Annotated in this window: 16 protein-coding genes; 6 read left to right on the forward strand and 10 right to left on the reverse strand. The window is 45.4% G+C overall.

Annotated elements, in window-relative coordinates:
- The first annotated feature begins 167 nt into the window (after positions 1–167).
- Together priA and QZW47_RS13080 are read left to right on the forward strand one after the other, a co-directional pair.
- Positions 168–2729 carry a primosomal protein N' gene (priA, locus tag QZW47_RS13075; RefSeq protein ID WP_293127854.1) on the forward strand — a complete coding sequence of 854 codons (2562 nt, stop codon included), beginning with the start codon at positions 168–170 and terminating at the stop codon, positions 2727–2729.
- 252 nt (positions 2730–2981) lie between these two features.
- On the forward strand, positions 2982–3578 hold the full coding sequence (locus tag QZW47_RS13080; RefSeq protein ID WP_293127855.1) for a hypothetical protein: 597 nt from the start codon (positions 2982–2984) through the stop codon (positions 3576–3578).
- Between the two features lie 285 nt (positions 3579–3863).
- On the opposite strand, the gene QZW47_RS13085 is transcribed toward QZW47_RS13080, so the two are convergent.
- The 3 genes from QZW47_RS13085 to gltD all read right to left on the reverse strand — a co-directional run bounded on the left by QZW47_RS13085 (position 3864) and on the right by gltD (position 8658).
- Positions 3864–5393 carry a tetratricopeptide repeat protein gene (locus tag QZW47_RS13085; protein ID WP_293127856.1) on the reverse strand — a complete coding sequence of 510 codons (1530 nt, stop codon included), beginning with the start codon at positions 5391–5393 and terminating at the stop codon, positions 3864–3866.
- Positions 5377–6738, reverse strand: a complete 1362-nt coding sequence (locus QZW47_RS13090; RefSeq protein ID WP_293127857.1) for a P-loop NTPase fold protein — start codon at positions 6736–6738, stop codon at positions 5377–5379. Before QZW47_RS13090 ends, QZW47_RS13085 begins: the two co-directional genes overlap by 17 nt.
- A 435-nt stretch (positions 6739–7173) precedes the next feature.
- Positions 7174–8658 carry a glutamate synthase small subunit gene (gltD, locus tag QZW47_RS13095; protein ID WP_293127858.1) on the reverse strand — a complete coding sequence of 495 codons (1485 nt, stop codon included), beginning with the start codon at positions 8656–8658 and terminating at the stop codon, positions 7174–7176.
- 586 nt (positions 8659–9244) lie between these two features.
- Between gltD and QZW47_RS13100 the strand changes: the two genes are divergently transcribed.
- The 3 genes from QZW47_RS13100 to cysK are packed head-to-tail and all read left to right on the forward strand — an operon-like array spanning position 9245 to position 11753.
- Entirely contained in the window at positions 9245–10276 is a 1032-nt protein-coding gene (locus tag QZW47_RS13100) for a sulfate/molybdate ABC transporter ATP-binding protein (RefSeq protein ID WP_293127859.1), read from the forward strand.
- A gap of 49 nt (positions 10277–10325) precedes the next feature.
- Positions 10326–10763 (forward strand): Rrf2 family transcriptional regulator, encoded by a 438-nt coding sequence (locus QZW47_RS13105; RefSeq protein WP_293127860.1) that lies wholly within the window; start codon positions 10326–10328, stop codon positions 10761–10763.
- An 18-nt stretch (positions 10764–10781) separates the two neighbouring features.
- Positions 10782–11753 (forward strand): cysteine synthase A, encoded by a 972-nt coding sequence (gene cysK, locus QZW47_RS13110; RefSeq protein ID WP_293127861.1) that lies wholly within the window; start codon positions 10782–10784, stop codon positions 11751–11753.
- Positions 11754–12416: 663 nt separating this feature from the next.
- Here the strand turns inward: cysK and QZW47_RS13115 are convergent.
- From QZW47_RS13115 to QZW47_RS13130, 4 genes are all read right to left on the reverse strand, one after another.
- Positions 12417–12818, reverse strand: a complete 402-nt coding sequence (locus QZW47_RS13115) for a DUF202 domain-containing protein (protein ID WP_293127862.1) — start codon at positions 12816–12818, stop codon at positions 12417–12419.
- A 60-nt stretch (positions 12819–12878) separates the two neighbouring features.
- On the reverse strand, positions 12879–13301 hold the full coding sequence (locus QZW47_RS13120) for a DUF202 domain-containing protein (protein ID WP_293127863.1): 423 nt from the start codon (positions 13299–13301) through the stop codon (positions 12879–12881).
- A 761-nt stretch (positions 13302–14062) separates the two neighbouring features.
- Positions 14063–15265 carry an EAL domain-containing response regulator gene (locus tag QZW47_RS13125; RefSeq protein WP_293127864.1) on the reverse strand — a complete coding sequence of 401 codons (1203 nt, stop codon included), beginning with the start codon at positions 15263–15265 and terminating at the stop codon, positions 14063–14065.
- A 210-nt stretch (positions 15266–15475) separates the two neighbouring features.
- Positions 15476–15601: a hypothetical protein gene (locus tag QZW47_RS13130; RefSeq protein ID WP_293127865.1), complete on the reverse strand. Its 126-nt coding sequence runs from the start codon at positions 15599–15601 to the stop codon at positions 15476–15478.
- Between the two features lie 96 nt (positions 15602–15697).
- Here QZW47_RS13130 and QZW47_RS13135 point away from each other — a divergent pair, with 96 nt between their 5' ends.
- Positions 15698–16213 carry a heme-binding protein gene (locus QZW47_RS13135; RefSeq protein WP_293127866.1) on the forward strand — a complete coding sequence of 172 codons (516 nt, stop codon included), beginning with the start codon at positions 15698–15700 and terminating at the stop codon, positions 16211–16213.
- Here the strand turns inward: QZW47_RS13135 and QZW47_RS13140 are convergent.
- The 3 genes from QZW47_RS13140 to QZW47_RS13150 all read right to left on the reverse strand — a co-directional run bounded on the left by QZW47_RS13140 (position 16200) and on the right by QZW47_RS13150 (position 19633).
- Positions 16200–16616, reverse strand: coding sequence for a secondary thiamine-phosphate synthase enzyme YjbQ (locus QZW47_RS13140; RefSeq protein WP_293127867.1), 417 nt, complete (start codon positions 16614–16616; stop codon positions 16200–16202). The genes QZW47_RS13135 and QZW47_RS13140 overlap by 14 nt on opposite strands.
- A 475-nt stretch (positions 16617–17091) precedes the next feature.
- A complete protein-coding gene (locus QZW47_RS13145) occupies positions 17092–18201 on the reverse strand; it encodes a glycosyl transferase (RefSeq protein WP_293127868.1) in 1110 nt (369 codons plus the stop codon).
- Positions 18202–18532: 331 nt separating this feature from the next.
- Entirely contained in the window at positions 18533–19633 is a 1101-nt protein-coding gene (locus QZW47_RS13150) for a chemotaxis response regulator protein-glutamate methylesterase (protein WP_293127869.1), read from the reverse strand.
- Between the last annotated feature and the right edge of the window lie 5 nt (positions 19634–19638).

A 19638-nucleotide genomic window follows, 5' to 3' on the forward strand; every position in this document is an offset into this window, starting at 1 on the left:
CCCTGCCGGACTCTGGGAAAGCGCGTTAAGTTGGCAGGATGAAAGGCACTGCCCCGTGTCCTTACAGTATTTCAAAGAATTGAAGACTGCTATATCGATCGAGCTAAACTGAGGGATAATAAAAACTCCCCATGACCGCGGCTCCTCCTAGTTTGATGTGAAACCCTATGTCTACTGTCACTTTTGGCTTATCAACCCCCTCCGCGGCAGAGGCAGGGGCATCCTACGGTAGCAACCAACCACCCCAGCGCCCCACCGCGCCGGCAGAGTGGATCGAGGTGTTGGTGGACTCTCCTTTCAGGGGCGCGGGGGACTCGCCTGGGGAGGAAAACAAGTTATTTACCTATCGCTTACCCGCGGAATTGAACGTGCAGCCGGGGGATATTTTAAGTGTACCGTTTGGCAATCAACAGGTAGGGGCGATCGCAATTCGGTTCGTTTCTCAACTGCCGGCAGACTTAGATCCGGCGCGGGTGAAAAATGTCGAAGATGTTGTCACTACGGGCTTTTTTCCTGCTAGTTATTGGGAACTAATAGAACGAGTCTCTGCTTATTATTGTACGCCATTAATTCAAGTCATTAGAGCTTCACTCCCGCCCGGTTTGCTAAGCCGTTCCGTGCGCCGAATTCGGTTAATTAAAGATGCAATCGCTCCGAATGCCGAAACGTTTCTCAATCCCGCCGCGAGTCAAATTTTGCAATTGCTGCAAGCTCAAAAAAACGGTGATTACACTTGGCAATACCTCCAGCGCCAAGTCAAGGGAAGTTATCGGGGATTGAAAGATTTATTGCAACGCGGTTGGGTGGAAAGTTATTTAGAACCGCCCAATCCTCCCAAACCACAACTCAAACCGGCAGTGACATTAATTCCTAGCGCCTTTGTCACGGATTTAACGAAGCGACAACAAGAAGTATTGGAGGTTTTGCGGCGCGGCGGCGGTGAAATGTGGGTGAATGATTTGCTGAGAATTTGCAGCGCAAGTTCTTCAGTTGTCAAAGCTTTGGAACAGAAAGGTAGCGTTGTCATCGATCAAAGGGAAGTGCTCAGGGGCGATCGCGGAATTGCTCAATTACCCGATGTACCGAAAAAGTTAACTCGTTTTCAAGCTGAAGCTTTAACGTTTATTAACAGTTTTTCGGGATTCCGTCAAGTGCTGTTGCACGGCGTTACAGGTTCTGGTAAGACTGAAGTGTATTTGCAGGCGATCGCCCCAATCTTAGCCAGTGGCAAATCCGCCCTCGTACTCGTCCCGGAAATCGGGTTGACACCGCAACTGACAGACAGATTCCGCGCCCGGTTTGGCGAACAAATTTGCGTCTATCACAGCGGGCTATCCGACGGCGAACGTTACGATACATGGCGGCAGATGCTCACAGGAACGCCGCAAATTGTCATCGGCACGCGATCGGCCATTTTCGCACCTTTACCGCACCTCGGCTTAATTATCCTGGACGAAGAACACGACAGCAGTTTCAAACAAGACCAACCAGCGCCCTGCTACCACGCCCGCACCGTCGCCAAATGGCGCGCCGAATTAGAAAATTGTCCATTAATTTTAGGTTCCGCAACGCCAGCTTTAGAGACATTGGTGGGGACGCGCGGAGATGATTACTCGTTACCAACTATCCATTATTTATCATTACCAACTCGCATTTATTCCCGCCCGATGCCGCCCGTGGAAGTAGTCGATATGCGCCAAGAATTGCGGCAAGGGAACCGCTCAATTTTTAGCGCTTCTCTGCAAAATGCGCTGGAACAATTGCAAGCCAGACAACAGCAAGGCATCCTATTTATTCACCGCCGAGGACACAGTACGTTTGTGTCTTGTCGGAGTTGCGGCTACGTGATGGAATGCCCGAATTGCGATGTTTCTTTGTCCTATCACCATATCGGCGAGGGAAGCGCAGAAATCCTGCGCTGTCACTACTGCAACCACACGGAAAGACATCCTCAAAACTGTCCAGAATGCAGTTCTCCTTACTTCAAAAACTTCGGTAGCGGTACGCAGCGAGTGGAACAGGAATTAACGAGATTGTTTCCAGAATTGCGGGCGATTCGGTTTGATAGCGATACTACTAGAAATAAGGGCGACCACCGCCGCTTGTTAACTCAATTTGCCAATGGTGAAGCTGACATCTTATTAGGCACACAAATGCTGACGAAGGGGTTAGATTTAGCTCAAGTTACATTGGTGGGGGTTGTATCTGCTGATGGGTTACTGAATTTATCCGATTATCGGGCCAGTGAACGGGCTTTTCAAACATTAACTCAAGTGGCGGGGCGTGCGGGTAGAGGCGACGATCCGGGGCGGGTAATTATTCAAACTTATACTCCCGAACATCGGGTAGTTCAAGCTGTGAAGCGACACGAATATGCGAGTTTTGTGGAGACGGAATTAGCGGAAAGGGCGGCGCTAAATTATCCACCTTCGGGGCGGTTGATTTTGTTGCGGTTGAGTAGTGCTGATGCGGCGGAAGTTGCGGTGACTGCGGTACAATTGGCGTCTGTTTGTCAACAATATATCGATCGACTTTCCGGGACAGGTTGCGAGATGTTGGGGCCTGCACCGGCGGCGATTATGCGGGTGGCTAATCGCTATCGGTGGCAGATTTTGCTGAAGTTACCTTTGGATGAGTCGCTGGATTTGTCGGATTTGGTCGGGTTGCGCGATCGCACGCCGCGTTCTGTTAGTCTAACTATTGATGTCGATCCGTTAAATTTTGGTTGATTGGAGATGGAATCTTCGGGTGCGTTAATTGTTGACATAAATAAAGGTCTCTAAGTGTCATTGCGAGGCACGAAGCAATCCCAGTCTAGGCGATTGCTTCGCTAAGAGCTCGCAATGACATAGCTGTGTAATCGTAGGGTGTGTCAGCTTCGACAATTGTATCAATAATCGCAAATCTCCAAACTGACGCATCTTACAATCTACAACCTACAAGCTATAATATTATCATCAACTTAACAATCAAAATCCTATATGGCTTACAGTAACTTTTCCCTGACTGACGCCATCAAACAACTAAGCTTAACCCTGAAAGACAAAAATGATTTATTTGGTCATATCCCCGAAGCAGAATACAGTGAATATCTAGATTTCACCCTCAAGTACAACCTGCGAATTGCCAGCGAAATCAATACAGAAAAAGCGCGATCAGAAATGATTATCACCCCAATCTTACTAGAATTGAGGAGAATGCTAGACGATAAAATCAGTTTGTTTTCTGGTAAAGAGTTTAACGTAGACATAGAAAAAGGACTGAATGGCGCTTGTGATTTTTTAATTAGTCTTTCCGAGTCGCAAATTGTGATTATGTCCCCTGTAATTGCGATTGTGGAGGCGAAGAAAGAAGATTTAATCGGCGGTTTGGGACAGTGTGCGGCCCAAATGTATGCGGCGCAGTTGTTTAATCAAAAAGAAGGCAATGAAGTTGCAGTAATTTATGGTGTTGTGACATCTGGTACTGTTTGGAGATTTTTACAGTTAAAAGGTAATGCTTTAGATGTTGATGTTGTGGAGTATTACATTAAAGATGCGGGGAAAATTTTAGGGATTTTCTCAAGTTTGCTGAAATAGGACTTACACATGGGTGGCCAGAAACCGGGTTTTTTACGAAAATCCTTCGCCGCAGTTACGAAATTAGATAAGACGGCGGTTGAAACCGCGTCTACACAAACAATGTCCGCCTCCGCGGACTCAAGAAAAAACGTAATTTTAACGATCGCATCTTCAACCCGCGGAGGTGTTCGGCGAGCGAAGTCGAGTCGCGGGTTTTGTCTGTGTAGACGCGGTTTCAACCGCCCGGTATTCTGAGTTTTTTCAACTATCGCCCGCGGCATTTCTTGAGTAAAATTAATCGGATTACCACTCGCGATCGATTCTTTCTAAGTCTTTGGCGGCTCCCAATTGTTCAAATATTTGATGGGCTGTGTTGTAATGTTGTTGGGCGAGTTCTGGGTTGTTGCGTTTGCGGTAAAGTAGTGCTAAATCGTAGTTAGCCTCGGCAAGTTTTGCACGTTCTCCTAGTTCTTGCATTTTCGCTAAAGCTTCTTGTAAAAGCGGTTCTGCTGCATCCAAATTACCCTTAAGCATCTCAATTTCTCCAAGACAACCGATCGAAGTTGCCATACCTTCACGATCGCCCAATTCTGTCCTTAATTCCAAAGATTGCCGGTACAATCTCTCAGCTTCATCCCAATTCCCGCGATTTCGCTCGATATTTCCCAATAGTCCCCAACTACTCGCCATACCAGGGCGATCGCCATATTCGCTAAAAATCTCCAAAGCTTTGCGATAATAAAGCTCAGCTTCAGTCAACTTCCACATTTCTTTTGCCACCCATCCTAACTGTTCGTAGGTGCTTGCTTGAGAGTATACATCTCCAATTGACTCTTCAATTTGTAAACATTGCTGATAAAAAACAGTTGCCTTTTCCCAATCTCGCAAATCCTGACAGACATTCCCCAAATAATACAAAGCATTAGCTTCACCGCGACGATTTTCCAGTTCGCGGGAAATTGACAGCGATGCTTGATAAGCATTCATTGCCGCCGGAAATTGTTTCTGTTGCTTGTAAGCTTTACCCAATTCATTATAAACTTCAGCTTGCAGCGATAAATTTTCACTTTCCTTTGTCAACTCCAAAGCTTTGTCTAAATACTCCCTCGCTTTAACAGGCTTCTCTTGACTGAGATAAGCAACTCCTAATTGATGTAAAATATTGCTGCAAGCACTAGGATTTCTTTCACTTCCAGAATGACTCGGACTGTAGTCCATCAACAAAGACTCTAAAAGTTCTATGCGTTCTTGCTTTTCAGGCGTTTCTAATGTCCTAAAACTCCTTTGCGAATCAAGAGTCCTAGCAACGGCATCATCTCTAGTAGCTTGAGTAGTTTTAAATAAAAATACGCCCGACTTCCACGCCCAAAAATCCGCTGCAAACTTCGCCAAACGAGTAATCCCATAGTCCGGTAAAACAAACAGCATCGGATAGGGAACGCTGGTTTTATAAGCATCTCGCACCCAATTAAGGTCTTGTAACACTGGTGGATATTCGTCAAATTTGCCGATCGACTTTTCCAATCCCCGCACAATTAAAACTAACTTTTTATTTGGCTCTTGCTTAATAGTAGGTAAAATCTTGACAATTTCATCTCGGAGAAAACGCAAATCCTCAGCAAAAGTCAGAACTTCAAATTGAGTTTCTTCAGAAATCGGATGATTGTTCAATCCCTCAATTAACAAATCAGCTTCCGCATTAAAATTAACTTCTACAAACCCAATTGTAAACTTGGTGGAAAAATCAACGAACGTCAACAGTTGAGTAAATACCTGCTGATTTCCCGATAGAAATCGTCCAATTTGTAAATCACGATTATTCTGGGTTGACATTTGATTCTCTGGCATCTCGGAGAGCTTTTTTGAATTCTTCATTTTGCTTCACCACCGGATTCGGATAGTTCCATCGATTTTTGCCGTTGTATTCCAAAACCGAAAGATTGAATAACATCAATTCACTAATTTCATCTTTATTAACATTTTTCGTCAAACAAACTTGAGCTAAAACTGGGTAGTGACTTTGCGGAATAAATCGCTCAAAATTAAATTGTTCTTGTTTGATTGCATAAGTAACATCTTCAGCCATTATTTTAGCATGACCGCGACCTCTAGCTGTTATGGAAGAAGTCCGCATGAGCTGGATGAGTTGGCGAACATGGCCACCACTAGCTTTTGCTAATTCTAGCAATTGTTCGCGAGACTCAAAGATTGTGTCAACTTCAACTCGGCGTTCGATTAAACTAGCCATAGCATTTAAGCTAGCTTCGTTGTAGTTTAAGTCACAGCTATCTCGATTAAATTCATAAATATTGACCATCGGGACAATGTGAGGACAGTCAAAATTCTTGACGGCATTTTGAGACGAGTATAGTGCTCCCAGCGGAACTGTGTAAATCATCGTACAGTTGAGTTCTTGAAGTTGAGCCGCATAATCGAAAAATAAATGATTTGCTACCCCTGGAGGAACTCGGTCTAAATTGTCAAATATAATCAGAAAACCTTTATAGTTGGGAAACTTTTTTCTCAGTTTTTTGACAGCATCATTTAACAGCAAGTTGATATCGGCTTTCAATCGAGAAATGTCTTTTTCTAAGATTTGGCGAATTGTTTTCTTCTGCCTATCAGAACCTTTGATTTGTGCCAGTAACTTTACCAACAACTTTGCTAAAAATGGAGCTTCCGGCCCCAAAGTTGCTTCTCCTTCGATGCTGATGGAACTTTCAACTGTTCGTTCTGTTTCTTCGGTGACATCCTTAAACCAAGCCTCAAAATTATCCATCAGCCGAGAATCTAATTTCAGTCCCAGCCGACGCATTTCAAACTCAACTTGCTTAATGGTGATCAAATAAAAATCTGTATAACCTACATCACTAATATCTGTCTCTTTGTTGACTTCCAGATAAATGACGCGATAATCTTTTTCCCACTCTTTTTGAATTCGCTTCAATTCGGTACTTTTGCCACAGCCACGATGTCCGGTAAATAGGATTGTGGTAAACTGTTCTGGTTCTTGACAGTCTAAAATATTACTGACACCTGCGATCGCTTCAGTTTTGCGAACGTCTGATAAATCAACATAATAGCGATCGATATCTGCACCTCCTAATGATTCGAGAGGATTGCAAACTTGATAAGCAGCTTTGAGGGTAGTTGCGCGGTTGATAGGAAGAGCAGTCATAAATTTTTAATTTAGTAGATGTATTGCAGGCAATCTGAACAATATATCAAAGTTATGTTGTTTATTTACTTGTATTTTATCACAATAGGTTCGTAGTGAGGACTTTAGTCCGCAAGAAAAGAAAGGACTGAAGTCCTCACTACAAACCAAAAGAGGTTCGTAGTGAGGACTTTAGTCCGCAAGAAAAGAAAGGACTGAAGTCCTCACTACAAACCAAAAGAGGTTCGTAGTGAGGACTTTAGTCCGCAAGAAAAGAAAGGACTGAAGTCCTCACTACAAACCAAAAGAGGTTCGTAGTGAGGACTTTAGTCCGCAAGAAAAGAAAGGACTGAAGTCCTCACTACGAACCAAAAGAGGTTCGTAGTGAGGACTTTAGTCCGCAAGAAAAGAAAGGACTGAAGTCCTCACTACGAACCTATGGGTAAACCCTACGAATTAAGGTAAATCCGTTTCACCCATCAAATAAAGGTCGCATTCCCGGGCCACGCCGCGCCCTTCATTAATCGCCCAAACCACCAAACTTTGACCCCGGCGACAATCACCCGCCGCGAAAACTCCCGGAATACTCGTTGTATACTTTTCGTGCTCGGCTTTCACATTACTGCGCGCGTCGCGTTCCAATCCCAGCGCATCCAGCAGTGGCTGTTCCGGGCCCAGGAAGCCCATCGCTAGCAGCACAACCTGCGCCGGCAAGACTTTCTCCGTTCCCGCGATTTGCTTGGGAATGAACTGCCCTTTCTCGTTTTTCGCCCACTCCACCTCAACAGTGTGCACGGCTTTGACGTTGCCGTTTTCGTCGCCCTCGAACTTGGTCGCGGTGGTGAGATAGCCGCGCGGATCATCGCCAAATTTGGCTGCTGCTTCTTCTTGGCCGTAATCCAAGCGGTAGACTTTTGGCCATTCGGGCCAGGGATTGTTGGTGGCCCGTTCTGAGGGCGGTTTGGGCAGGATTTCTAGCTGTACCAGGCTGTTGCAGCCGTGGCGGATGGAGGTGCCCACGCAGTCGGTGCCCGTGTCGCCACCGCCGATAATCACCACATCTTTGCCTGCGGCTGAAATAAAGTTGCCGTTGGTGCTCTTGTCTAAGACTGCTTTGGTGTTGGCTGCCAAAAAGTCCATCGCGAAGTGCACGCCTGTTAATTCCCGCCCTTCAATTCCCAAGTCGCGGGGTTTTGTCGCGCCGGTACAGAGGACAACGGAGTCGTATTCTTTGAGTAATTGTTCTGCTGGTAAGTCTTTTCCGACTTCGGTGTTGCAGACAAATGTCACGCCTTCGTCTTCGAGGACTTTGAGGCGGCGCATCACGACTTGTTCCTTGTCTAGCTTCATGTTGGGGATGCCGTACATTAACAGGCCTCCCGGTCGATCGGCTCTTTCGTATACAGTTACCAAATGACCGGCTTTGTTCAATTGCGCCGCAGCGGACAAACCGGCGGGCCCGGAACCGATAACGGCGATTTTTTTACCAGTGCGTTTGGCGGGCGGTTCGGCGGTAATCCAGCCTTCATCCCAGCCTTTATCGATAATCGAAGCTTCGATGTTTTTAATCGTGACAGGCGGGTTGTTGATGCCGAGCACGCAAGCGCCTTCGCAGGGGGCGGGACAGACGCGGCCGGTGAATTCGGGGAAGTTGTTGGTTTTGTGGAGTCTGTCTAGGGCTTCTTTCCACAATCCCCGATATACTAAGTCGTTCCATTCGGGGATGAGGTTGTTGACCGGGCAGCCGCTTGCCATGCCACTAATCATACTGCCGGTGTGGCAAAATGGAATGCCGCAGTCCATGCAGCGCGCGCCTTGGCTGCGGAGTTTGTCTTCCTCCATCGGTAGATGAAACTCGTCCCAGTTGTGGACTCTTTCGACTGGTGAGAGCTCGGAGGGCAATTCGCGGAGGAATTCGATAAAGCCTGTTGGTTTTCCCATAGCGGTGTTTTTCTTAGGATTTACTATTTTGGTAGTTTTTCAAAGCTGAGGCGTGTAACCTTCTGAACTAACTATTATCATCTCAATTGCGGGCGATCGCACCTCAGATAGAGCAATTCGTACCTGAAATCTTCTATATTGCCCTGGCCACACATAATCTGGCCCAAAAACCCAGTTTATTTTTCAGTCCCTGTTAGCTCGGATGAAAGTCTGTATAGTCTTGGTTTCAACTGCCGAGTCCGATATTGCTGAGATATTGCACCATTCTGAAGAACAGGCAAGATGCCTGTTCCACAAAATATTAAATTGCTTGTGGGGTGGGCATCCTGCCCGCCCGTCAAACGCTTATTGACAATAGTGGAATTTCTCAAATATTACCGATACTCCCGCATCTGCAAACGCTCGCGAGCTAACTCTGACGGCCCCCCAACATCAACTTTTCAGCCCAGTCCCCATCAGCGGGGTCTCAAAATAGGATACAAAAAGTTACAGCCGTTGCAAAATATTATTTTAAGGCTATACTACTGTAAACCAGTCAAATATACGGAGTTAACATCCTCAACTCCTAAAATAGGTACACAAAATCATGAGCATTACAGTTCAGAACGTATCAAAACACTTTGGCTCCTTTCACGCCATTGACAACGTGAGTTTGGAAATTAAACGCGGCTCTTTAGTCGCACTGTTGGGGCCTTCCGGTTCGGGGAAATCGACTTTGCTGAGGATGATTGCAGGACTCGAACCGCCGGACACTGGTCATATTTACCTGATCGGTGAGAATGCTACCCAGCAGTCGGTGCAGGAACGACATATCGGTTTTGTGTTTCAGCATTACGCTTTGTTCAAACACATGACTATTAAGAAAAATATTGCTTTTGCGATGGAAATTCGCAAACTTCCTAAAGAATCAATTACCAAACGGGTTGATGAACTGTTAGATTTAGTGCAGTTGAAAGGTTTGGGCGACAGATATCCTTCGCAACTTTCCGGTGGCCAGCGGCAGCGGGTTGCTTTGGCCAGAGCCCTAGCTGTGCAGCCGAAAGTGCTGCTGCTAGATGAACCTTTTGGAGCATTAGATGCTAAAGTTCGCAAAGAATTGCGATCGTGGCTACACAACCTTCACAAAGAAGTTAATATCACTACAGTTTTTGTGACTCACGATCAAGAAGAAGCGATGGAAGTAGCCGACGAAATTGTGGTGATGAACCAAGGTAAAGTCGAACAAGTCGGCACTCCCGCAGAAATTTATGACAAACCTGCATCTGCTTTTGTGATGAGTTTTATCGGGCCGGTCAATGTGCTGCCGAATGCTGCGGGTTTGTTCGCCAGCAACGGTACAACTGCTTACAATAATGGCGCTGCTCATTCGGAATTAGTGTTTTTGCGCCCGCATGACGTGGAAATTAAAACTAAGCCGGAGTCTGGTTTTGCCTCAGCAAAAGTCAGCCGCATCATTCATTTAGGCAGGGAAATTCAAACCGAGTTACTGTTAGAATCGGGTCAGACTGTGACTGCTTACGTCAGTCGCGATCGCTTTGACAATCTACAGCTACAGCGAGAGCAGCAGGTTTATGTCAAGCCGAAACACGCGATGACTTTCCCTGCTTATTCAATTTAATTTAGCAATAGACTTTAGGATTTAAACTCTATCGCAGCAAGTGGGGAACGTGGAACTATCTTCTAGAGTAGAATATGCTCTGTTAGCGCTGTTGGAACTGGCGAGCCACCACCCGCAGGACTCGCCCCTAACACTGAACGAAATTACTGCATCTCAACAGATACCAGAACGCTATTTAGACCAAATTCTTGCCGTGCTCAGGCGTGCTGGTATCGTGCAGACTCTGCGGGGTGCTAAAGGCGGTTATTTGCTCGCTAAAGAGCCTTGGCAGGTTACTTTGCTAGAGGTGTTTTTGGCGATCGAAGGCGACGGCCGCCGCCCCCTGGCAAAAGTCTCGGAATCTGTAACAATAGAAAAAACTGCGGTGCTAGAAATCTGGCAGGAAGTCAGGCAGGCATCTTTGGCAGTTTTGGGTAAATACACTTTGCAGGATTTGTGCCAACAGCGGGATGCTCGCCAACAAGCCAATCCCATGTACTACATTTAAACGGAGATAAATTTAACCATGAAAGTTGCTAAAGATGTTACGCAAATAATTGGCAAAACTCCTTTAGTTCATCTGAAGAAAATTCCTGAAGCTGAGGGCGTGGTGGCGACAATTGTCGCGAAGTTGGAAGGGATGAATCCGGCTGCTTCGGTGAAAGATCGGATTGCGGCGAGTATGATTCAAGCGGCAGAAGATGCTGGGTTAATTCAACCTGGCAAAACAATTTTAGTTGAACCGACTTCGGGAAATACTGGCATTGCTTTGGCTGCGATCGCCGCGGCGAAGGGTTACAGTCTAATTTTAGCTATGCCGGATACCATGAGCTTGGAACGCCGATCGATGTTGAAGGCTTACGGTGCTCGGTTGGAATTGACTGCGGGCCATGAAGGGATGTTAAGCGCGATCGCCCGTGCTGAAGAAATTGTGGAAGAAACCCCTAATGCTTTCATGCTACAACAGTTTAGCAACCCCGCAAATCCCAAAATTCACCGGGAAACCACAGCCGAGGAAATTTGGGCGGATACTGAGGGTAAAGTAGATTTTTTAGTAGCTGGAGTTGGCACTGGCGGCACAATTACCGGGGTTAGTGAGGTAATTAAACAGCGGAAACCGAGTTTTAGGGCTGTGGCGGTGGAACCAGCCGGCAGCCCCGTGCTCTCTGGAGGTAAGTCTGGCGCTCACAAAATCCAAGGAATCGGTGCGGGATTCATCCCGGAAGTGCTGCGAGTTGAGTTGATTGATGAGGTGATTGCAGTTAGCGATGAAGATGCGATCGCCTACAGCCGCCGCCTCGCCCGAGAAGAAGGATTGTTGTCAGGAATTTCGGCAGGTGCAGCGTTGTACGGCGCGATTCAAGTTGGCAAGCGTCCTGAAAATGCTGGTAAATTGATTGTTTTTGTGCAGCCTTCTTTTGGCGAGCGCTACCTCAGCACAGTGTTGTTCAAAGATTTTGAATTACCGACAGCAACGGAATTAGAAGCATTAGTTTAGAACTACCTATGTTAGTTTTTATATAATAAAATTGGCTTGTAGTGGGGACTTTAGTCCTCCAAAAGAAGGACTAAAGTCCTCACTACGAACCTTTTTTAGATGGGTTTGTAGTGAGGACTTTAGTCCTCCAGAAGAAGGACTAAAGTCCTCACTACGAACTTTTTTAAGATGGGTTTGTAGTGAGGACTTTAGTCCGCAATCACAAGGACTAAAGTCCTCACTACGAACCTTTTTTAGATGGGTTTGTAGTGGGGACTTTAGTCCTCCAAAAGAAGGACTAAAGTCCTCACTACGAACTTTTTTAAGATGGGTTTGTAGTGAGGACTTTAGTCCGCAATCACAAGGACTAAAGTCCTCACTACGAACCTTTTTTAGATGGGTTTGTAGTGGGGACTTTAGTCCTCCAAAAGAAGGACTAAAGTCCTCACTACGAACTTTTTTAAGATGGGTTTGTAGTGAGGACTTTAGTCCGCAATCACAAGGACTAAAGTCCTCACTACGAACCTTTTTTAGATGGGTTTGTAGTGGGGACTTTAGTCCTCCAAAAGAAGGACTAAAGTCCTCACTACGAACCTTTTTCAGATGGGTTTGTAGTGGGGACTTTAGTCCTCCAAAAGAAGGACTAAAGTCCTCACTACGAACCTTTTTAAGATGGATTTGCAATCAATTGGGGATGACAAAACTCTGCGAACTCACGGCGGCTGCAAAAATAAAAAAAATTACTCCCATCCCCAACAAACCAACAGCCGCACTGAAGAGGATTATCAACCAATCTGAAGGTTCGTAGGTATTCTCGTCAATTTGGCGGCGCACGATAAAGTATTGTCTAGTTGAGATTAACACGGTTGCTAAACCCACTAGAGAGAAGACTAAACCCAACTTCCAGCCCGTACCGTGACGGTGCTGTATGGGGATTTGGACGGCGCGAAATCGCACGATGAGGACGCCAAAACCCATTAAGGCGATCGCGCTACGCATCCACGACAGAAAGGTGCGTTCGTTTGCAGAGCGATCGATCGCCCTTGATAGATTTTGCTGCTTCAGTTTCTCCTCATCTACTTTCATCGGCTTGACGGAAATTCACCGGGCGATCGCACTTTTGGATATATTTAGGAAAAACTGGGATTATTCTGGACTTATGAAAGTAGTTGCGGTACCCGGAACTGAGAAGATAAAATAAATTACTCCAGCGCCCAAAAGTACGATCGCCAAACTAAACAGCAGTACCCACCTATCCGTAGGCTCATAAGTATCGTAATCGATATCCTGACGCACAGCAAAGTAGTGCTTAGTGGAAATTAACACCGTCAGCAAACCCACCACAGAAAACAGCAACCCCAACTTCCAGCCGTTACCGGGAGTCGGTAGCAGAGGCGGGTGGAAGGCGCGCAGGCGGACGATGACGACGCCAAAACCCATCAGGGCGATCGCTGTTCGCATCCACGCTAAATAAGTGCGTTCGTTTGCTAAATGATCGCGCACCCGGGAGGGATTGTGTCGCTTAGTTTTTTCTGTATCTGCTTTACCAAATTTAAATCCTAACAGCATAAATAAAACTTTTAATTTGGGCTGCAAACCTGAAGCAATAATAGACCTATTCCATAAGTTTTTGATTCATACAGTAACCGCAGATAAAAAGCAGATGCAACACAGATGCAACGCAGATTGTTTCAAGATAATTTTTGATTTTTACAAGAGGTCTAATGAATTGAATTCTTTTTGCTTCTCCGACTTGTGGGTATTAAATCAAAAGCATCTCTAACTCCCGCCCGATAATTGCTAATATAGTCGTACTTTTTTGTTTTTTTGTTCATTCATTTTATGGGAAGTTGGTGTGCAATCTGTACCTAAAGTCAGGGATTTTAGGTTGCAATACGGTTTACTTCTATTGGGCGGGTTTTGCCTTAATAAAGTCAATTATTTCATAGATTGTTAGCCTGCACGCACCCCTACCGTAATCTGGTTGACTTAATAAATCGTCAAAAATCCTTAAGTAAACCGTATTGTTTTATGTTGAGCTTTTCATTTATGTTATCTCAAGTCGCGGCCTAAAAACTTCTCGATTGTTTAAAAAATATTTTTTGTTCAATAATGGCAAATTATCTATCTTAAGATAGAGGTGATTACAGCAAGTTTTAGTGATTTTTCTCGAAACTGAAAGAGTCGCAGCAGCCGATAGTACCACTGTCTGTAAAACTCCGGCTGTCGTGAATATTTTAAGAAAAATTCTACTTTTAGTCAAGATCCAGATTAATCTGTCAAGTCAATCTAAAATCTAAAATCTAAAATTGTATGACTCTACCAAGATGCTATTTCCCTTCTACTAGCAACTGTTCAAAATCCGCTGCCGGCACGGGAGGACTGAACAAATATCCTTGCATGGCATCGCACTCGTAGCGCCAGAGAAAATCTCTTTCTGCTTCGGTTTCAACTCCTTCGGCAATTACTTCGAGACAGAGACTGTGCGCCATTTCAATAATCGCTTTCACAATCGCTGCATTTGTGCAACCATCGGTGATATTACTGATAAAACAGCGGTCTATTTTTAAAACATCGAAAGGGTATTGCGTTAGATAGCTTAAGGAAGAATAGCCAGTACCGAAATCGTCAATAGAGATAGAAACTCCCAAATCTTTCAATTGTTGCAAAGTAGCGATCGCACTTTCGGCATCCTCCACCATCATACTTTCAGTCAGCTCTAATTCCAAACTGCTCGGTGACAAACCAATTTCTGCTAAAATCTCGGCAACTCTGCTGCCCAGATTCGCCTGGTGAAATTGGCGGGGCGACAGATTCACCGCTACCTGCTGCAAGGAAAAACCAGCATTTTGCCAAACCTGTATTTGCCTGCAAGCTGTCTGCAAAACCCACTCGCCTAACTCTACAATAAAGCCAGTTTCTTCGGCATCTGGAATAAATTCGGCGGGGGAAATCAGCCCTTTTTCAGGATGCAGCCAGCGCACTAAAGCTTCTGCGCTCATGATTTTACCAGTCTGGACATTGACCTGCGGTTGATAGTAAACTTGAAATTCTTCTCCTTCGAGGGCTGCACACAAAGTTGTTTTGATTTGCTCTAATTTGTCGGCATCTGGGAGCGATTCGCTGCTTGGCGATCGCAAATTATACTGCTGTTTTGCCAAAGCTGCTTGTTTTTTCAAGCGGCTTGATATCGCGCCCACAAGCTCAGCTTTAGTAAAAGGTTTAGTCAGGTAATCATCTGCTCCCAATTCCATACCTTGCCGCACTTCGGAGCGATCGGCTTTACCTGTGAGAAAAATAAAGGGTACTGTAGCAGTAACAGGATGCGATCGCAAGGCCGCCAGCACCCCATACCCGTCAAGTTGCGGCATCGTCACGTCGCACAGAATCACGTCAGGAAGATTTGACACAGCCGCATTTAAACCCTCCGCTCCATTGGATGCACCCGTCACGTCGAAACCTTCTGCTTTGAGGAGTTTGAGAATATTCTCGCGAATTACTTGGTCGTCCTCAATCACTAGAATCTTTTTCATATGTCAAGCCCTGAAAGCAGTATAATTGAGCGGTGTTGCACAAAGCCGATAAGCGTGGTAATAACTCAGAACCCACAGATCGATCGGCACAACAGCGGAATATTTTCCGACAAAAATAGCAGACGCCCCTGAAAAACGGTAATTTTTCAAGGACAACTAGATTAATGTTTCTCTGCTTGCTCAGTGTCGTCCGTATTATTACGAGGTTAGTTAATAAATCTCTAAACTAATTTTAGGCGATCGACAGTTAGCAGCACCCTCAAAAAATACTAAACTGATTGTGCCAGTCGATCGATCGTCTGGAAACAATCTCAGCCTATTTATAACAGTTGCCACACAAAATGCAACAGCAAGTAAGTTCCAAACCCTTCGGGAGTAACTATTTCCTCATCCTTTAGTGTAAAATATAATATCTAAAATCTAAAATCTAAAATGGCATTACCTAGTGGATTCCCTGAACCGGCACAGATTGGGGTTATAGAAGTTAAGCAATATCCTCCATACCGTGCTGTCACCTACACCCACGCGGGCGATTTGCGACAAGCGACAGGAATCGCATTTAACCCCTTATTTCAACACATCAGCAACAACCAAATTGCGATGACAACACCAGTAGAAGCGCGCTATACAGAAACTTCCGAGCAAATCAATGCAGTTCCTGTTGCAGAAGTTTCATTTTTGTATCCCGCACCAAACATCGCCCCTAGCAGCGTTAACGCCGCTGTCGAAGTCACCGATACTTCGCCGATGACAGTTGTCAGCATCGGCGTGCGGGGCGCCTACACTTGGGAAAGCTACGAAAACAACCTCCAGAAACTCAAAGATTGGCTTCAAGAACATCCCGAATACGAAATAGTCGGGCCACCGCGGCGCTTTTTTTACAACTCCCCGATGACAGCGGAAGCAGCTAAAATCAGCGAGGTACAGATTCCCATCAAACGCCGCTGACATGAACAACTAACTCGCGAAGGCTGCCCCGCTGGCGGTGTTCCCAGAGGTAAATTCCCTGCCAAGTTCCTAACAATAATCTACCACGGGCGATCGGGATTTGTTCGGAAGTATGAGTCAGCGCAGTGCGAATGTGCGCCGGCATATCGTCGGGGCCTTCCGCATCGTGAATGTAATTCGCGCCCTCCGGTACCAGTTTAGCCAAAAAATTAGCCAAATCCTGAAGTACATCCGGGTCAGCATTTTCTTGAATCACCAAGCTAGCAGAAGTGTGCATCAAAAATAAGCTACAAAGTCCCGTTTGAATACCAGATTTCGCCACCGCATCTTCTATCTTAGGAGTGATTTTGCACAGAGACTTGCCTGTCGTTTGAATTCTGAGTATTTGTTGATGATGAAGCATTGGATTTTAGATTTTAGATTTTAGATTTTAGATTTGGGATTGTGGATTGTACGTGAGACTATTGTAAACTCTTCAGTCGGCGGAGGCCGACTTCGTTTGTGTAGGCGCGATTTCTAATCGCCGTCTTATATTGTAAAAATTCGATGAGACTTGTAATACCATGTCTAAGAATTATTACTACAATATATTTTTGGGTGTGTTTACAATAGCTGGGGAGTGCTGGTGCGTCGCTAGTCGAAAAGTCGATTTTGTGGCAGAGATTTTTAATGGCGACACACCCTACAGCTTCTCTTGAGTCGGCCTCCGCCGACATTGTTTGTGTAGGCGCGATTTCAATCGCCGTCATTCGATTTTAGATTTTAGATTTTAGATTTTAGATTTGGGATTTTCCATTTTTCGATTTTCGATTTTCCATTTTTCGATTTCCGATTTTGGATGAGACTGTTTGCAAAAATCCTCATCAATCGCCCTGATCCTAATCCCCATTTTTAAAATAGTCTACAACAGCTTGGGCGATCGCCTCCGTACCGTGCTTATCCAACTTATCCGACAACAGCGGCGGATGCAGCGGTTGTCGCAAAAACCCCCAATCCCCCTCAAAAAACTCCGCCGCCGTCACAATTTGATGTTGTGCATACTTTTGGAGCCATTCCAACAACACCGCAGCTTCCGCAAAACCTTCTCTCATGATAGAAACCACAGGTATTTCCAAACGCAAAGCTTCCGAAAAAGTGCTGTATCCCGGTTTAGAAACCAAACGGCCGCAGACAGGCATCATATCAACCGGACGCGGTAAAATTGGGAAAGAATTTGCAAATTTTGAATTTTTGACTTTAATCAAATTCGGGAAATCCGGAGCTAACGCATCAAAAGTGATAAATTGCCAATCGCTAAATAGCTGTAAATTTTGATAAGGAATTGCCTCTAAACCCAGTCCGCCAAAAGTCAGCAACACAGTTTTTTCCGGCGGTGATTTGATGCCGAATACTTCCCGAATTTCTGCGTTACTATAACGAGGATTGCCACCAGTTAAGCCCACATCTTGAATATTGGGGAAAGCTGGCATCGGTTCGTGCAAAGGCAGACGAAAAAGCCGATCGCACTTTCCGAAGCATTCACCAATCCAATCAGCCATTTCCGTAAATTCGCCACCCCAATCTCGATAGATAAAATCCCACCCAAAATTGCTCATCATCCAGCAAGGAACCCCAGCCGCTGCCGCCATTCGTGTTGTCAAAGGAGGAATATCTGCCAACACCAAACCCACCCGATTTTGCTTAATAAAATTAACTTCACCCGCAACAATAGAATTTTGCTTTTTCTTAATTTCCCGCAATTTTTCCAAAGTCGCCTCTTTATCCATATGCAAACTATCAGCTTGCACAACTCCGACATCAAAAGCACGGGGACGGAGGATAAAATCGCCAGTAATGTAACATTCCAGCAGCCAGCGAGGTGCAGTTGTGGTGATAATTAATAAAATATCTGGATTTAATTCTTGAATTTTTGCAGCGACGGAGGAAACTCGGACGGCATGGCCGAATCCATGATTGGTGAGGGCAATATATAATGTTGGTCGAGACATTGATCGGTGGTAATGGGTAATGGGTAATGGGGAATTGGTCACTGGTAATTGGTCACTGGTAATTGGTAATTGGTAATATTATGTCCAGTCGATTACCATGACAAAAACGGTTCGTAGTGCGGACTTAAGTCCGCTTCCGGAGAGCGGACTTAAGTCCGCACTACGAACTAATATTATTGCGTTTAATCGCTCGGACACGATATAATTGGTAATTGGAAAACAAGAAGGAAAAGGGAAAAACAAAGTACAACTGCCAACTGTCAACTGCCAACTGTCAACTGCCAACTGTCAACTGCCAACTGCCAACTGCCAACTGACTACTGCCAACTGACTACTGACTACTGACTCGATCGATAATTTCGCGTGCCATGTCTTGTAAGGATACCACTCGATCGGCAAAACCAGAATTAACCACACTTCCCGGCATCCCCCAGACAACGCTGCTAGCCTCATCTTGAGCAATAATCTTACCGCCAGCCTCCCGAATATTCTGACAGCCCAGCAGCCCGTCTTGCCCCATTCCAGTCAACACCACACCCAAAACACCAGCACCATAAATCTTAGCAGTCGATCGAAACAGCACATCCACCGCAGGGCGACAAGAATTTTCCCGCGCCTCTTGATGCGTGCGAATTCGCACCCCAAAACCCTGTTTTTCCAACACAATATGGTAATCACCGGGCGCTATCCAAGCCCGCCCAGCTTCGACAATACATCCCGTCACAGCCTCCTCCACTCTAATTTGGCACTTGGAGGTTAGTCGATCGGCCAAACGCTTCGTAAAAACCGGAGGCATATGCTGCACAATCACAATTGGTACAGGAAAATTAGCCGGCAAATCCTGCAAAACAGCTTCCAAAGCATTTGGCCCGCCCGTCGAAGCCCCAATCGCCACAATTTCAACCTTAGACTTAATATTTACCGCTAAATTAGACGAAATAGACTGCGATATATTTGGCAACTGCGTGGTAAAAATATTGTTAGTTTCACCCAATTTGATATTACCCAACTTTTCGCTCTGTTTCCCCTTAAAAAAAGCCTTAATTTTAGGGATTAATTGATTATGGACGTACTCTAGCGCCTCTTCATTGCCCTTCATATTCTGAGGCTTAGCCACATAATTCGTAGCACCGAGCGCCATAGCATTCAGAGTCGTAACAGCCACCAACTCTGTCAGCGCCGTAAAGATAATTATCGGAATATCCTTGTGCTGTTTTTGGATAGCTGCCAGCGTCTCCCAACCCTCCATTTCCGGCATCTCCACATCCAGCACAATCAAATCAGGATTCATCTGAGAAATCTTGGCTAAAGCGATTTTACCGTTGGGTGCAGTCCCCACAACTTCGAGTGCAGGATCGCCGTCTAGTACGTTATTTAATAATCGGCGCACCACCACAGAAGCATCAACAATTAAAATTTTAATTAGGGGCATCTTAT

The sequence above is a fragment of the Microcoleus sp. bin38.metabat.b11b12b14.051 genome, from assembly GCF_013299165.1.
Classification (GTDB): Bacteria; Cyanobacteriota; Cyanobacteriia; order Cyanobacteriales; family Microcoleaceae; genus Microcoleus.

Bases quoted from the DNA above. Each gene is read 5' to 3' on its own strand.
- QZW47_RS13125 (WP_293127864.1), bottom strand. From the start codon at position 15,265: ATGAAAAAGATTCTAGTGATTGAGGACGACCAAGTAATTCGCGAGAAT.
- QZW47_RS13085 (WP_293127856.1), bottom strand. From the start codon at position 5,393: ATGTCAACCCAGAATAATCGTGATTTACAAATTGGACGATTTCTATCG.
- QZW47_RS13140 (WP_293127867.1), bottom strand. From the start codon at position 16,616: ATGCTTCATCATCAACAAATACTCAGAATTCAAACGACAGGCAAGTCT.
- QZW47_RS13100 (WP_293127859.1), top strand. From the start codon at position 9,245: ATGAGCATTACAGTTCAGAACGTATCAAAACACTTTGGCTCCTTTCAC.
- QZW47_RS13080 (WP_293127855.1), top strand. From the start codon at position 2,982: ATGGCTTACAGTAACTTTTCCCTGACTGACGCCATCAAACAACTAAGC.
- QZW47_RS13145 (WP_293127868.1), bottom strand. From the start codon at position 18,201: ATGTCTCGACCAACATTATATATTGCCCTCACCAATCATGGATTCGGC.
- QZW47_RS13115 (WP_293127862.1), bottom strand. From the start codon at position 12,818: ATGAAAGTAGATGAGGAGAAACTGAAGCAGCAAAATCTATCAAGGGCG.
- gltD (WP_293127858.1), bottom strand. From the start codon at position 8,658: ATGGGAAAACCAACAGGCTTTATCGAATTCCTCCGCGAATTGCCCTCC.
- QZW47_RS13150 (WP_293127869.1), bottom strand. From the start codon at position 19,633: ATGCCCCTAATTAAAATTTTAATTGTTGATGCTTCTGTGGTGGTGCGC.
- QZW47_RS13120 (WP_293127863.1), bottom strand. From the start codon at position 13,301: ATGCTGTTAGGATTTAAATTTGGTAAAGCAGATACAGAAAAAACTAAG.
- cysK (WP_293127861.1), top strand. From the start codon at position 10,782: ATGAAAGTTGCTAAAGATGTTACGCAAATAATTGGCAAAACTCCTTTA.
- priA (WP_293127854.1), top strand. From the start codon at position 168: ATGTCTACTGTCACTTTTGGCTTATCAACCCCCTCCGCGGCAGAGGCA.
- QZW47_RS13135 (WP_293127866.1), top strand. From the start codon at position 15,698: ATGGCATTACCTAGTGGATTCCCTGAACCGGCACAGATTGGGGTTATA.
- QZW47_RS13090 (WP_293127857.1), bottom strand. From the start codon at position 6,738: ATGACTGCTCTTCCTATCAACCGCGCAACTACCCTCAAAGCTGCTTAT.